Below are 13,736 nucleotides of genomic sequence, written 5' to 3'. Positions count from 1 at the left end.
GTTGGTGGCCACCGCACGAGGGAGGCTTCGCCTCGGACCGCCCAGACGGGTGATTGGCCTGGTGGGGCCGCTCGCGGTGGTCGCATCCTCGCATCCACGGATGTGGTTGCGGGAGGTGCACGGTCATGGCAGCGCGTGTGTCCAGAACGAACGCGGTGACGGTCAACGACGTACTCGACGGGCGCAAGCTGCTGGAGATCGACTGCCTGGACCGGGTCTATCTCACCTTGTCCGTGCCGAACCTGATGGTGGGCGGCCAGGTGGTCAGCTTCCTGACCCAGCATGAGGGCAAGCCGGTGCCATCACCGGCGTTGCTGGAACGCCGGGGACAGACGTTCCGCCGGGCCGTGATGTCGTTCGCGCGGGCCAACGACATCCCGGTCATCAGCTTTGCTGGGAAGAAGGACAACAGCAGACCGGGTGTGCTGGCCGACAGCCCGTGGCCGGAACGCAAGATCGATCAGATGATGCCGCTGATCCGCAAGGCCGCCGCCACCGGCCGGTCTCAGGTCGCCGCGATCGGCGTCGCGCAGGAATACCAACGAGTCTTCACCGGCACCAAGTCCGAAACCGGGACCGGCGCGGTGTGGTTCTCCTACCAACGGGTCGAACGCCGGGTCACCTGCTACTACTTCTACCTATGGGACGAGCAGGTCGGCCCGGCGTTCATCAAGATCTGCGCCTACTTTCCCTACCCGGGCAAGATTTGGATCAACGGGCACGAGTGGGCCAAACGCCAAGCCACCGCAGCGGGTGTCGGCTTCACCGAACTGTCCAACGGGTTCGCCTCCTGTGACGAGCCCGCCGCGCTGCAGGACATCTGTGACCGGCTCGGCCCCGGCACCATTACGGTGTTCGCCGAACGCTGGTGGGCCCGGCTGCCGTTGCCGTTCACCGGCACCGACCGGCAGGCCGGCTACTGGTGGGACATCTCCATGCGCCAGGTCGAGGTCGCCAAGACCATCGTGTTCAGCGCACCCCACCACGCTCGGGCCTTCTTCGAAGCCCTCGCCGCGGACAACCTGGACATCGGCCGCCCCGACAACATGGAGATCATCTTCAACCGGCAGGTCCGCTCCACCACCCACGGCGTGTTCCGCACCGCGATCGACCGGGACAACGACGGCGTCGTCGTCAATGCCTTCTACCGCCACTCGCGGATCAAGTACTACCTCAAAGACCGCCGCGCGCTGCGTATCGAAACCGTCATCAACGACACCTACGACCTGCGCGTGCTGCGCCGCCTGGAACACCTCGACGAACTCGTCGTCAAGGCCCGTGACGTCAACCGCCGACTGTTGGACACTATCCGGGTCGGTCAGGGCTGTGTCCTGGCGAGCCCAGCCATCGAGCGGGTCGCCCAGCCCACCCTCACCGAGGACGGCAGGAGGGCCCCAGCGCTTCGCTTCGGCGACCCTCGGGTCATGGCCCTGACCGGCGCCCTATGCCTGAACCTGTTCGCCGTCACCGGCATCACCAACAACAGCCTTCGCGCCTTGACCGCCCGGCTGCTCGGCACCAGCTACAGCACCAGCCAGATGACCTACGACCTGCGCCGGCTACGCGCCAACGGCCTAATCCACCGGATCGAACACACCCACACCTACACCCTGACCCCCGACGGGCAACGCCTAGCGATCTTCTACACCAAACTCCACAACCGACTCCTACGACCACTCACCGCCGCCGACCAGCCTCAAGCCCCACCCACCCTCCGCCACGCCCTAGCCACCATCGACCAGCACGTCGAGGACTACATCACCCGCGCACGACTGAAAACCGCGGCCTGAAAACCTGACTCCCGTGTTCAGATTCCCAAACCCAAGGATCTAGGCGCTGGTGGAGGCGAGCTCGCTGGCGGGGCTGGCCACCGGGGTGTTGACGCGGCGCAGGCTCAGCAGGCTGGAGAAGAGGCCGGCGAAGATCACGGTGACGCCGACGCCGATGCAGGTGGACGAGGGCAGTACGACCCGGAGCGCCTCGCCGAGGTCTTGGGCGCCGAAGCCGCGCGCGCCCCAGGCGGAGAAGGCCAGGATGCTGCCGGCGAGACCGACCAGCACGAGCAGCACACCGAGCGCGGTGCAGGTCTCCAGGCGGACCAGGCGGATCCAGCGGTCGGACTGGCGCTCGCTGGTGATGCCCTCGTTGTGCCCGTAGATCAGGGCGAACGCGCCGAACATCAGCAGCTGGGTGCCGACGAGCATGGCCAGGCAGGTGTAGACGAGCGTGTTGATGTCGAAGCCGACGCCGGCCACCCGCAGCGGGCCCACCGTCAGGATCGACGTGCCGATCAGGCCGAGGACGAACATGATCGCGCCGGGCCAGATCAGCGTCTTGCGCGGCGCGAAGACCAGCAGGAACCGCAGGTGGCGCCAGCCGTCGCGCCAGGTGCGCAGGTGTGGCGGGCGGCTGCGGCCGTCGGGCTGGAGGGTGGTCGGCACCTCGACGATGTCGTAGTCGTTGAGCGCGGCCCGCACCACGAGCTCGGAGGCGAACTCCATGCCCGGCATGCAGAGGCCGAGCTGGCGGATGCGGTCACGGTTGAAGCCGCGGATGCCGCAGTGGAAGTCGCCGACGTGGCTGAGGCTCTTGCCGAAGAGGCGCCGGCCGAGGAAGGAGAGCACCGGGTTGCCCAGGTAGCGGTGGAGGGGGGGCATGGCGCCGGGCGCGATACCGCCGCGGAATCGGTTGCCCATCACGAGGTCGTGACCGGCGCGCAGCTCGCGGATGAACGGCTCAAGATTGGACAAGTCGTACGAATCGTCCGCATCGCCCATGATGATGTACTTACCGCGCGCCTCGGAGATGCCGTTGAGCAGCGCCCCGCCGTAGCCGCGGATCGGCGCGTGCGAGACCCGGGCGCCCGCCTTGACCGCGATGTCCTGCGAACCGTCGGTCGACCCGTTGTCGCTGACCAGCACCTCGCCGACCACGCCGAGCGCGTCGAGCGCGCGGCGCGCCTTGGTCACGCAGACCTCGAGCGTCTCCGCTTCGTTGAGGCAGGGCAACAGGACGGTGACCTCGATGTCGACGTCGTCCTTCGCCACGGTGCTGGCCACAGGCACACTCCCGGTCACAGTGCTGATTGTCCTTGCCGGCGCACTCTACGCGCGGTGTTTCGATCCTCACCCGACCCGCCGGCCGGGCGCGGATGCGCGCGCCACCCGCATGAGGATAGCGGGTGGCGCGTCGACCGCACTGCCGCTATGCGGCGGTATAGGTGACCTTGACCTGTGTGTAGCCGAGCGATCGCAGCAGGCCGGTGAGCATGTTGCGGGTGTTTTCCTCGGCCCGCTGGACCAGCCCGCTGTCTCGCGCGGCCCCGGTGATCCGCTCCTGGGCCAGCCGGTAAACCTCCTGCTGGCGGTTTGGATCGCCGCCGAACACCTCACCGAGCCGGTTGAGCAGCCCCCGCTCCTCGGCGAAGACGTAGCTCTTTTCCAGGTCGAGCGAGGCCTCGGTGAGCTGCGGCGCGGGGAGCGTTATCTCGGCGGAGGTACGGTCGGCGGACTCGACGATGGCCCCGTCACCGATCTTGCTGAAGTCGACATAGGCGTCCACCGAACCCGCGCCGACGAAGAGGGTGCGCTGGTTGACCAGGAAGTCCGGCACGTACTTGCGGTCGCGCTCAAGGTCGATGACGACCTGGAAGGTTCCCTCGGCGGCCACATAGCGGCTCAGGTCCTGGATGGACTGGAGCAGGGGTGGCTGGCTGCGATCCTTGGTCTCCTCACCGAACGGGTTGCGCCAGCTCGGCCACAGCCCGACCGCCTGGACGCTCAGCACCAGGACCACGATCAGGCCGATGGCACCGGCCAGCCAGAACAGGAATCGCCCGCGCCGGGCGCGGGGTGTCTCGGGAACGATCTCGTCGTCGAACCGCGGGTCCGGGCGGGGCTCCTGCGCCGTGGCCTGGCCCTTTCGGTACTCGGGAAACTCGCTGGTCGGGTGGTCCATGTCCCGATCACCGTCCTCTTCAGACTGCCCCTTAAGAGAACGGTAAGGCCCGGGTGCGACACTCGCACGTTCAGCCGAAGGCCGACAGTCCGGTCAGCTTTTGCCCGATGACAAGCTGGTGTATCTCGGAGGTGCCCTCGTACGTGAGCACGCTCTCCAGGTTGTTGGCGTGGCGGAGCACCGGGTACTCGCCGCTGATGCCGTTGGCCCCGAGGATCGTGCGGCACTGGCGGGCGATCGCGAGCGCCTCGCGCACGTTGTTGAGCTTGGCGACGCTCACCTGCTCGGGGCGAGCCTTGCCCTGGTCGGCGAGGTGGCCGAGGTGCAGCGCCAGCAGGTACCCCTTTTGCAGCTCGACGGCCATGTCGGCGAGCTTGGCCTGGGTCAGCTGGAAGCCGCCGATCGGCCGGCCGAACTGCTCCCGCGTCACCGCGTAGTCGAGCGCCGTGTGCAGGCACTCCCGCGCCGCGCCGAGCGCACCCCAGGCGATGCCCTGGCGAGCCTCGGTCAGGCAGGACAGCGGGCCTTTCAGGCCCTGGACCTCGGGGAGCACGGCGTCCGCGGGCAGCCGCACGTCGTCGAGCGCGATCTCGCCGGTCGAGGAGGCGCGCAGCGACATCTTGTGCCGGATCTCGCGCGCCGTCACACCGGGCGAGTCCATGGGTACGACGAAGCCGCGCACCCCCTCCTCGGCCCTGGCCCAGATCACCGCCACATCGGCGACCGGCGCGTTGGTGATCCACATCTTGGTGCCGCTGAGCACCCAGTCGTCGCCGGCGCGCCACGCCCGGGTGGTCATCGAGGCGGGGTCGGAGCCGTGATCGGGCTCGGTCAGGCCGAAGCAGCCCACCGCCTCGCCGGCGGCCATCGGCGGCAGCCACTGCCGCTTCTGCTCGGCGCTGCCGAAACGCCAGATCGCGTACATGGCGAGGGAGCCCTGCACCGACACGAGCGAGCGGATGCCGGAGTCGCCCGCCTCCAGCTCCAGGCAGGCCATCCCGTACGCCACGGCGGAGGCGCCGGCGCACCCGTACCCGGTCAGGTGCATGCCGAGCAGGCCGACCTTGCCGAACTCCAGGGCGAGGTCACGGGCTGGCACGCGCCCGTCCTCGTACCACTGCGCGACGTGCGGGCGGACCAGGTCGTCGACCACCTTGCGCACGACGGCGCGGATCTGCCGCTCCTCGTCGGTGTGCAGCGAGTCGACGTCGAGCAGGTCGAGCGGCAGCGCCCGCATCAGGCCAGCACCAGCACTCGCGCGTGGATCTGGTTGCGCTGCTGCAGAGCCGCGCGCAGCGCCCGGTGCAGGCCGTCTTCCAGGTAGAGAGCGCCGTTCCACTGCACGACGTGCGGGAAGAGGTCGCCGTAGAAGGTCGAGTCTTCGGCCAGGAGCTTGTCGAGGGCGAGCTCGCGCTTGGTCGTGATGAGCTGGTCGATCCGGATGGGCCGTGGTGGGATCTCCGACCACTGCTTGAGCGTGAGGCCGTGGTCGGGGTACGGACGCCCGTCCCGAACCGCTTTGAAGATCACGACGGCACGCTCCCCTCCCATGTCGCCGTACCGCACTGCCCGTGTCGACCGCATGCCAGCCTAGCGACCGGTGCCGAGACCTCGGTTTGTTCCCCAGTGAACCCTTTTCGCCGTCACATACGGTCCGTCCGCGCCGCGCTGTCCCGGCGCGGCGCGCTCCGGCACCGGGCTGTCCCAGCGAAAGGAGTCAAATATCAGCTATATCGCACCCGGTCCAGTCCACCGACCCCGATGGATGACCTGGTCGGGCGGCCGGTGACCACGCTTGAGGGACGGCGAGCGGCGGTCCGGGGCCGGATAGCCGACCGTGATCGCCCCGATCGGGGAGAAGTCGGGCGGGACGCCGAACGCTTCCCGGTATCCCGCCACCCGCTGCGGCGGGATACCGAAGAAACACGCGCCCAGCCCCTCGTCGACGGCTGTGAGCAACATCAACAAGCTCGCGAAGCCGGCGTCGATGTCCCAGTACGGCGCCGGCCAGCGGGACGGGTCGCGGTCGGTCCAGCCCTTGTCCGGCTCCGCGTACCGGTCGAGGTAGGCGGAGCGGTTGGAGTGGGCGACCACCAGCAGCGGGGCCCGGCGCATGCCGGCCAGCCAGCCGGTCATCCCCGGCCCCTCGGGCCTCGCTGGTCGGCTCGCTACGCTCGCTTCCGCCCCGGATGCCGCGCCCAGCTCCGCGTTGAGCCGGCCCCGGGGCGAGGTGGTCGCCCAGAAGCGCTCCCGGTCGGCGTCCGCGGTAAGCACCAGGAAGCCCCAGCCCTGTGCGAAGCCGGCCGAAGGGGCGCGCACCGCGTGGGCGAGCAGGCGCTCGACCACCTCGGGCGGCACCGGACGGTCGGGGTCGTAGTTGCGGACCATCCGCCGGCGCCGCACGACATCGCGGAACTCCACGGGCTGCCCTTCCCGTGATCGAAGCTCCCTTCATGCCGTTAGAACGACATGAAGGGAGCTTTGATCACGCAGCGGTCGAGGGGGTGATGCCCCAGGTGCCGGTCCAGGTGTCCCCGGGCTGCAGCGTGATCAGGCCGCGGCCGGAGCGGAACGCGTCGGGTACGCAGGTCATCGGCTCGATCGCCACGGCCCGGCGGAACCGGTCGCCGGTGAGCGTGTCGCTGCTGAACACCTGCCACCAGCCGAACTGCGCGTCGCCCCAGATCGCCACCCGGTCGCCCTCGGCCGTGGCCAGCTCCACTGTGGAGCCCTCGTCGGCGCCCCGGTCGAGGTCGGCGAAGGTGGCGTCGAGCACCGTGGCGCCGATGCGCCGGGGCTCGGTGAAGTCGAACTCGGTGCCGGCCACCTTCTGCGCGCCGATGGGCAGCAGCCGGCCGTCGACCAGCAGGCGGCTGCGGGCCGGTACGCGCAGCAGCATGTCGTCGGCGCGGGCGCCGGGCAGCGTCAGGTACGGGTGGACGGAAAAGCCGAACGGGCAGGGCTCGTGGCCGGCGTTGGTGACGGAGTGGGTGGCCCGCAGCCCGCCGGCGCCGACCTGCCACCGCGCCCGCAGCCGCAGCGGCCACGGGTAGCCCGGCTGGGCCGGCATCGCGCACTCGATGGTCACCGCGTCGGGCGCCTGCTCGGCGAGGGTCCAGGGCTGCCAGTTGACCAAGCCGTGGATCGCGGTGTTGCGGATCGGCTCGGTGATCGAGAGCTGGAGCTGGCGGTCGCCGAAGGCGTACTTGCCGTCGCGGATGCGGTTGGGCCAGGGCGCCAGGATCTGGCCGGCGCAGCCCGGTGGCAGCTCGTCGTCGCCGTACCCGTCCACGTAGTCGACCCCGCGCCACCGGTAGTGCCGCAGCCCTCCACCGACCTCGACCACGACGGCCTCGTGGCCCTCGGCCGCGATTGTCCACTGTGCCCCGGAGAGCGGGGTCGTACCGTTATCCATCGGCTGACGATATCTGGTAGCGCAGCAGCGCGGGGAAGGTCAGTACCAGCACCAACGCGAGCAGCGCGGCGGCGAAGCCGCCCCCGGCCCAGGCCAGCGTCACACCCCACGGCCCGGCCATCGCGCCGGCCCGCAGGTCGCCCAGGCGGGGCCCGCCGGCGACGACCGTGATGAACACTCCCTGCAGGCGCCCCTGGTAGCGGTCCGGTGCGTAGGTCTGCAGGATCGACTGGCGGTAGACGGCGCTCACCAGGTCGGCCGCGCCGGCGAAGGCGAGCAGCAGCACGACCAGCCACAGCTGCCGGGCAAAGCCGGACAGGCCGACCGCCACGCCCCAGGCGACCACGGCGGCGGTGAGCGCGACGCCCTGCCGCCGCACCCGGCCGATCCAGCCCGAGGTGAGGCCGCCGACGACCGAGCCGATCGCGATCGCGCTGAAGAGCCAGCCGACCGCGGCACCGCCGCCGAACCGTTCCTCGGCCACCTGGGGGAAGAGCGCCCGGGGCATGGCCAGCACCATCGCGATCAGGTCGATGGCGAACGAGAGCAGCAGCACCGGCGTGGTCGCCAGGTAGCGGATGCCGTCGATGACGCTGCGCAGCCCCATCGTGCCCCGCTCCGCGCCGGGCGGTATGGGCGGCAGGCGGAGCGTGGCCCAGAAGGAGATGGCGAAGAAGGCGGCGTCGACGCCGTACGCGATGGGCAGTCCGGTGTCGGTGCCGAAGGCGCCGAAGATCAGGCCCGCGGCCAGCGGGCCGACGACCGCGCTCCCGCTGGTCGTGGTGAAGCTGAGCGTATTGGCGGCCGGCACCAGCTCCGGGCCGACCAGCCGCGGGATGATCGCCTGCCGGGTCGGCGAGCTGATCGCGAACGCGACGGTCTGCACCGCCACCAGCCCGAGCAGCAGCGTCGGGCTGCCCACCCGAAACAGCGCCTGCAGCAGCAGGCCGGCGGTGGAGGCCCACATCAGGATGGAGCTGGCCAGCAGCAGGCGGCGGCGGTCGACCGCGTCGGCGACCGCGCCGCCCCAGAGACCGAAGACCATCAGGGGTACGAGGGCGGCGACGCCGAGCAGGCCCACCCACAGCGAGTCGTCGGTGATCGCGAACATCTCGACCGGCACCGCCACGGCGGTGAGCTGGAAGCCGAAGAAGGAGACCGCGTTGCCGACCCACATGCGGCGGTAGGCGGGAACGCCCAGCGGGCGGACGTCGATCGCCCAGCGCCGGGGCTGGCGAACGTCGCTTCGAGGAGCGGAGCGACGAGGGCGGCCGGAGCCGGCCGCCCGGTGCGCCCAGCGAGCGAAGCGAGCGCGAGCAGCAGAGCGCCGGGTGAGGCTCTCCGTCAAGGAGCCAGCCGCTCGATGATCCACACTCCCTCGTCGGTGCGGCGGTAGCGCAATCGATCATGCAACCGACCGGTGCGCCCCTGCCAGAACTCCACGGTGTGGGGCGCGACACGCAACCCGCCCCACTGCTCGGGCGCCGGTACCCGGTCCGGAAAGCGCCGCTCCGCCTCCTCGTACACCCGGTCGAGCGCGGCGCGGTCCGGAACGACCTGGGACTGCGGGCTGGCCCACGCGCCCAGCTGGGACTCGCGCGGGCGGGTGGCGAAGTACGCCTCGGTCTCCGCGCGGGTCACCCGCTCCACCGAGCCGCCGACCACGACCTGCCGGCGCATCGAAAACCATGGGAAGACCAGGCTCGCGTACGGGTTGGCGGCGAGCTCGGTGCCCTTGCGCGACGCGTAGTTGGTGTAGAAGACCAGCCCGCGCTCGTCGTACCCCTTGAGCAGCACGGTGCGGGCGCTCGGCCGGGCGGCGGGGTCGGCGGTGGCGACGATCATGGCGTTGGGCTCGGGCAGCCCGGCGTCCACCGCGTCGGCGAACCAGCGGTCGAACTGGGTCCACCAGTCTTCGGCCAGGCCGTCGGCGGAGAGTGTGCCCTCGCTGCCGTAGTCGCGGCGCATGCGGGCGGGCTCGGGTGTGTCGGCGATCACGGCCTCATCCTCTTGGCGCGAGGGGTAACCCCCCGTTAACTCGGCGGAAAAGGGATGATGTCGCATGTACCACAAGTCCGATCGCTCGCAAACTTAGTTACCCACCAGGCAAGATGGCACGAACCTGCCCTGGTCACCACGTGGCTTGGCGCTGTCAGTGCGGACAACCAGATCCAGGAGAGCGAAATGTCCGACTTCAAGCCGGGACTGGAGGGCGTGATCGCCTTCGAGACCCAGATCGCCGAGCCCGACAAAGAGGGCGGCGCGCTTCGTTACCGCGGCGTCGACATCGAAGACCTGATCGGTCAGGTCTCGTTCGGCAACGTGTGGGCCCTGCTCGTCGACGGCCGGTTCGGGCCGGGGTTGCCGCCCGCCGAGCCGTTCCCGGTGCCGGTGCACTCCGGTGACATAAGAGTCGACGTGCAGTCGGCCGTGGCGATGCTCGCGCCATACTGGGGGCTTTCCCAGCTGCTGGACATCTCCGACGCGCAGGCCCGCGAAGACCTCGCCCGGGTCTCGGTCACCGCCCTCTCGTTCGTCGCGCAGTCGGCCCGTGGGCTGGGGCTGCCGGCCGTACCGCAGAAGGAGATCGACAAGGCCTCCACGATCGTCGAGCGGTTCATGAAGCGGTGGCGGGGCGAGCCCGACCCGCGGCACGTCAAGGCCGTCGACGCCTACTTCATCTCCGCCGCCGAGCACGGCATGAACGCATCCACGTTCACCGCCCGGGTCGTCGCCTCCACCGGGGCCGACGCGGCCGCCTGCATCTCCTCCGGCATCGGCGCGCTCTCCGGCCCGCTGCACGGCGGCGCGCCCTCCCGGGTGCTGCACATGATCGAGGCCGTGGAGCGCAGCGGCGACGCCGAGGGGTACATCAAGGGCGTCCTCGACCGCGGCGAGCGGCTGATGGGCTTCGGCCACCGCGTCTACCGGGCCGAGGACCCGCGGGCCCGGGTGCTCCGCCGCACCGCCAAGGAGCTCGGCGCGCCCCGCTTCGAGGTGGCCGAGGCGCTGGAAAAGGCCGCCCTGGAGGAGCTGCACAACCGCAAGCCCGACCGGGTGCTCGCCACCAACGTCGAGTTCTGGTCCGCGGTGGTGCTCGACTTCGCCGAGGTGCCGTCGCACATGTTCACGTCGATGTTCACCTGTGCCCGGATGGGCGGCTGGAGCGCGCACATCCTGGAGCAGAAGGGGCTCAACCGGCTGGTCCGCCCCTCCGCCCGGTACGTCGGGCCGGGGCCGCGCAAGCCCACCGACGTCGAGGGCTGGGACACCGTGCCACACGGTCTCTAGCCCCGCTCCCTCTCGATGATCAAGGCTCCCTTCAAGTCGTTAGAACGGCTTGAAAGGGAGCTTGGATCATGGCGCGGCGTGCCCTTGCTTACACTCCGGTGGGCCAGGACCTGGCCCACCGGAGTCTGGTGGAATGATTGCCGCCGTGGCTGACACACCGAGCATCCGGATCCCTGACGACCTCAAGCCCGCCGACGGCCGCTTCGGCTGCGGGCCGTCCAAGGTGCGCCCCGAGTCCGTGACCGCGCTGTCCGGCGTAGCGACCACCTACCTCGGCACCTCCCACCGGCAGAAGACGGTCCGCGACCAGGTCGCGCGGCTGCGCCGCGGGATCGCCGAGTTCTTCTCGCTGCCCGAGGGCTACGAGGTCATCCTCGGCAACGGTGGCACCACCGCGTTCTGGGAGGTGGCGACGTTCGGGCTGATCCGCGACCGGGCGCAGTTCGCCAGCTTCGGCGAGTTCGGCGCCAAGTTCGCCGCCTCGGTCAAGGCCGCGCCGTTCCTCGGTGACCCGACCGTGCGCAAGGCCGACCCGGGCTCCGCGCCCGCGCTTTCGGCCGAGGCGGGCGTCGATGCGTACTGCACGCCGCACAACGAGACCTCCACCGGCGTGGCGGTGCCGATCAAGCGGGTGGCCGGTGCCGACGACGGCTCGCTGCTGCTGGTCGACGCCACCTCCGGCGCCGGCGGCCTCGACGTCGACGTGCGCGAGACCGACGTCTACTACTTCGCCCCGCAAAAGTGCTTCGGCTCCGACGGCGGCATCTGGATCGCCCTGATGTCCCCGGCCGCGCTCGCCCGCGCCACCGAGATCAAGGAGTCCGGCCGCTACATCCCCGGCTTCCTCGACCTGGTCACCGCGATCGACAACTCGCGGCTGGAGCAGACCTACAACACCCCCGCGCTGGCCACGATCTTCCTGGCCGCCGAGCAGACCGACTGGATGCTCGCGCAGGGCGGGCTGGCCTGGGCGGCCAAGCGTACGGCCGAGAGCGCCGGGATCGTGTACGGGTGGGCCGAGCGCTCCTCCGTCGCCACCCCGTTCGTCGGTGACCCGGCGCTGCGCTCCAATGTGGTGGCCACTGTAGACTTCGCCGACGGTGTCGACGCCTCGGCGATCGCCAAGGTGCTGCGTGCCAACGGCATCGTCGACACCGAGCCGTACCGCAAGCTGGGCCGCAACCAGCTGCGCATCGCGCTCTTCCCGGCCGTCGAACCGAGCGACGTCGACGCCCTGACCGCCTGCGTCGACTACGTCGTCGAGCGGCTCTGACGGGTGGCAGGCCGCGCGACATGCCGCGTGGCCTCCCCCCGCTGCGTGTAGATTGCGCGTACCGTGTGCCGAGGACGTCCCTGGCGTGGCTGGTCAGGGATAGCGCAGGCCAGCGAAGCGGGACGGAGGCAACGCGATGCGGCCAGTACGCTTCGTCGCCCTCTCCGAGGACGGCCAGGCCTTGGTGCTCGCCGATGAGGTGGGCCGACTCCTCGCGCTCCCGCTAGACGAGCGGATCTCCACCGCGCTGCACGCCGAGCCCGGCACGGGCAGCGTCACCCTCTCCGTGGCGGGCACCGGCAGCGAGCCGGCACCGTCCCTGTCCCCCCGCGACATCCAGGCCCGCATCCGCGCCGGTGAGTCCGCCGACGACGTCGCGCGCATCGCCGGCGTGCCGGTCGACCGCGTCCTGCGATACGCCGGACCGGTCCTGCAGGAGCGGGCGATGCTCGCCCAGCACGCCCGCCGCACCCGGCTGAAGACCTCCGAAAAGGGCGCGCCGCTCGCCGAGGTGGTCGACGGCCGCCTCGCCCAGCACGGCATCGACTCGGAAAAGATCTCGTGGGACGCCTACCGGCGCGACGACGGCACCTGGCGGATCGTGGCCACCTGGCCCTCCGGCAAGGCCACGGCGCAGGCCATCTGGGAGCTCGACAAGACCCGCCAGGTGGTGTCGCCCCACGACGACATGGCGCAATACCTCTGCGCCGAGCGGCCGACGCAGATCCTCGGCCAGGAGCCGCCGGTCGAGCGCGGTGGCCACGGCCTGCCCGGCCCGGCTCGCACCGAGCCCAGCCGCGGTGGCCACGGCTTGCCCGCCGCCGGCGACAAGTCGCGCACCCGTGACCCGATCCGCGCCGGCCGTGACGCGCTGCTCGCCTCGCTCGACCGCCCGGTCAGCTCCCCCGGCCGTGGCCTCGACCCGGCCGGCCCGACCGAGCCGACCCGGCAGCGCACGGCGGTCTCCGGCGGTGCGGCCGCGCTGCTCGGCGGCGGCCCCGGTTCGGCGTTCGACGACGACAGCGACCTCCCCAAGGAGGTGCCGGCCGTGCCGTCCCTGGCGGTGCTCCGCCCCCGCCGTAACACGGGCAGCGGCGCCGCGGCGGCGGCCGGCGAGCCCGCCGAGGCCGGCGCCAAGCCCCGCAAGCGCCTGCCCAGCTGGGACGACGTCCTCTTCGGCACCGGCCCGGCCGCCCGCGAGACCTCCTGAGTCTCCACCCGGGGTGCTACAGCGGCCAGGCGCCCAGGCGGTCGTATGTCGGCTTCGGGCCCTGGTGGCTGCGCATCAGCACCACCTCGGCCACCGTCCACGGTGGACTTTCGTACGCGTCCAGCGCGGCCCGGTCGGCGTCCACCGCCACCCGGTCGATCCGGTCGCCGGGGCGGGCGACGGTCATGTGCGGCCGGAGCGGCTTCGGGTCGTACGCGAGGCGGGCCCGCTTGAGCTCGCGCCGCACGCCCCGGCTCAGCCCGGCCAGTGACGGCAGGTCCCCGCCGACGCCGACCCACAGGATCGTAAACCGCCCGCGCCCGAAGCGGCCGCCGCCGGCCAGCCGTACCTCGAACGGTGTGGCGAGGGCGGCGGCCCGCTCGACGGCCGTGGCCGTGGCGTCCCCGCGGTCGTCCGGTACGTCACCGAGGAAGGCCAGCGTCACGTGCCAGTTGTCCCGGGAGGCGACCCGGGTGTTGACGCCGTCGCGCAGGGCCTGGGTGACCCGCAGCCGCTCGACGCAGGCGGCGAAGTCGTCGGCCACGTACGCCGGCGGGTAGACCGCGACGAAGAGCCGCAACGGCCCGACC

Annotated in this window: 13 protein-coding genes; 4 read left to right on the top strand and 9 right to left on the bottom strand. The window is 71.0% G+C overall.

Annotation, left to right across the window (positions count from 1 at the left end):
- Positions 1-125 precede the first annotated feature (125 nt).
- Positions 126-1,790, top strand: a complete 1,665-nt coding sequence (locus RB614_RS39385) for a helix-turn-helix domain-containing protein (protein ID WP_308717819.1) — start codon at positions 126-128, stop codon at positions 1,788-1,790.
- A 39-nt stretch (positions 1,791-1,829) separates the two neighbouring features.
- Here RB614_RS39385 and RB614_RS39380 read toward each other — a convergent pair whose 3' ends face one another.
- The 8 genes from RB614_RS39380 to pdxH all read right to left on the bottom strand — a co-directional run bounded on the left by RB614_RS39380 (position 1,830) and on the right by pdxH (position 9,340).
- Positions 1,830-3,077, bottom strand: a complete 1,248-nt coding sequence (locus tag RB614_RS39380; protein ID WP_308717818.1) for a glycosyltransferase family 2 protein — start codon at positions 3,075-3,077, stop codon at positions 1,830-1,832.
- Between the two features lie 127 nt (positions 3,078-3,204).
- Positions 3,205-3,957, bottom strand: a complete 753-nt coding sequence (locus RB614_RS39375; RefSeq protein WP_308717817.1) for a DUF4230 domain-containing protein — start codon at positions 3,955-3,957, stop codon at positions 3,205-3,207.
- A 70-nt stretch (positions 3,958-4,027) separates the two neighbouring features.
- Positions 4,028-5,194, bottom strand: coding sequence for an acyl-CoA dehydrogenase family protein (locus RB614_RS39370; protein WP_308717816.1), 1,167 nt, complete (start codon positions 5,192-5,194; stop codon positions 4,028-4,030).
- On the bottom strand, positions 5,194-5,487 hold the full coding sequence (locus RB614_RS39365) for a type II toxin-antitoxin system VapB family antitoxin (RefSeq protein ID WP_308717815.1): 294 nt from the start codon (positions 5,485-5,487) through the stop codon (positions 5,194-5,196). Before RB614_RS39365 ends, RB614_RS39370 begins: the two co-directional genes overlap by 1 nt.
- 198 nt (positions 5,488-5,685) lie before the next feature.
- Positions 5,686-6,378 (bottom strand): nitroreductase family protein, encoded by a 693-nt coding sequence (locus tag RB614_RS39360; RefSeq protein WP_308717814.1) that lies wholly within the window; start codon positions 6,376-6,378, stop codon positions 5,686-5,688.
- Between the two features lie 64 nt (positions 6,379-6,442).
- Positions 6,443-7,372, bottom strand: coding sequence for an aldose 1-epimerase family protein (locus tag RB614_RS39355; RefSeq protein ID WP_308717813.1), 930 nt, complete (start codon positions 7,370-7,372; stop codon positions 6,443-6,445).
- Positions 7,365-8,588 carry an MFS transporter gene (locus tag RB614_RS39350; RefSeq protein ID WP_308717824.1) on the bottom strand — a complete coding sequence of 408 codons (1,224 nt, stop codon included), beginning with the start codon at positions 8,586-8,588 and terminating at the stop codon, positions 7,365-7,367. The genes RB614_RS39355 and RB614_RS39350 overlap by 8 nt, the downstream gene beginning before the upstream one ends.
- Positions 8,589-8,716: 128 nt before the next feature.
- Positions 8,717-9,340, bottom strand: a complete 624-nt coding sequence (gene pdxH / locus RB614_RS39345) for a pyridoxamine 5'-phosphate oxidase (RefSeq protein WP_308717823.1) — start codon at positions 9,338-9,340, stop codon at positions 8,717-8,719.
- 216 nt (positions 9,341-9,556) lie between these two features.
- Here pdxH and RB614_RS39340 point away from each other — a divergent pair, with 216 nt between their 5' ends.
- The 3 genes from RB614_RS39340 to sepH all read left to right on the top strand — a co-directional run bounded on the left by RB614_RS39340 (position 9,557) and on the right by sepH (position 13,146).
- Positions 9,557-10,663: a citrate synthase 2 gene (locus tag RB614_RS39340; protein WP_308717812.1), complete on the top strand. Its 1,107-nt coding sequence runs from the start codon at positions 9,557-9,559 to the stop codon at positions 10,661-10,663.
- Between the two features lie 145 nt (positions 10,664-10,808).
- Positions 10,809-11,936: a phosphoserine transaminase gene (serC, locus tag RB614_RS39335; RefSeq protein WP_308717811.1), complete on the top strand. Its 1,128-nt coding sequence runs from the start codon at positions 10,809-10,811 to the stop codon at positions 11,934-11,936.
- Between the two features lie 136 nt (positions 11,937-12,072).
- Positions 12,073-13,146 (top strand): septation protein SepH, encoded by a 1,074-nt coding sequence (gene sepH, locus RB614_RS39330; protein ID WP_308717810.1) that lies wholly within the window; start codon positions 12,073-12,075, stop codon positions 13,144-13,146.
- 16 nt (positions 13,147-13,162) lie between these two features.
- On the opposite strand, the gene thpR is transcribed toward sepH, so the two are convergent.
- Positions 13,163-13,726 (bottom strand): RNA 2',3'-cyclic phosphodiesterase, encoded by a 564-nt coding sequence (gene thpR / locus RB614_RS39325; protein ID WP_308717809.1) that lies wholly within the window; start codon positions 13,724-13,726, stop codon positions 13,163-13,165.
- Positions 13,727-13,736: the final 10 nt, after the last annotated feature.

The organism is Phytohabitans maris, assembly GCF_031085175.1.
In the GTDB taxonomy this organism is placed as follows: domain Bacteria; phylum Actinomycetota; class Actinomycetes; order Mycobacteriales; family Micromonosporaceae; genus Phytohabitans; species Phytohabitans maris.
Note: the sequence above shows the minus strand (reverse complement) of the source record. Positions and strands in the feature narration are given on the sequence as shown.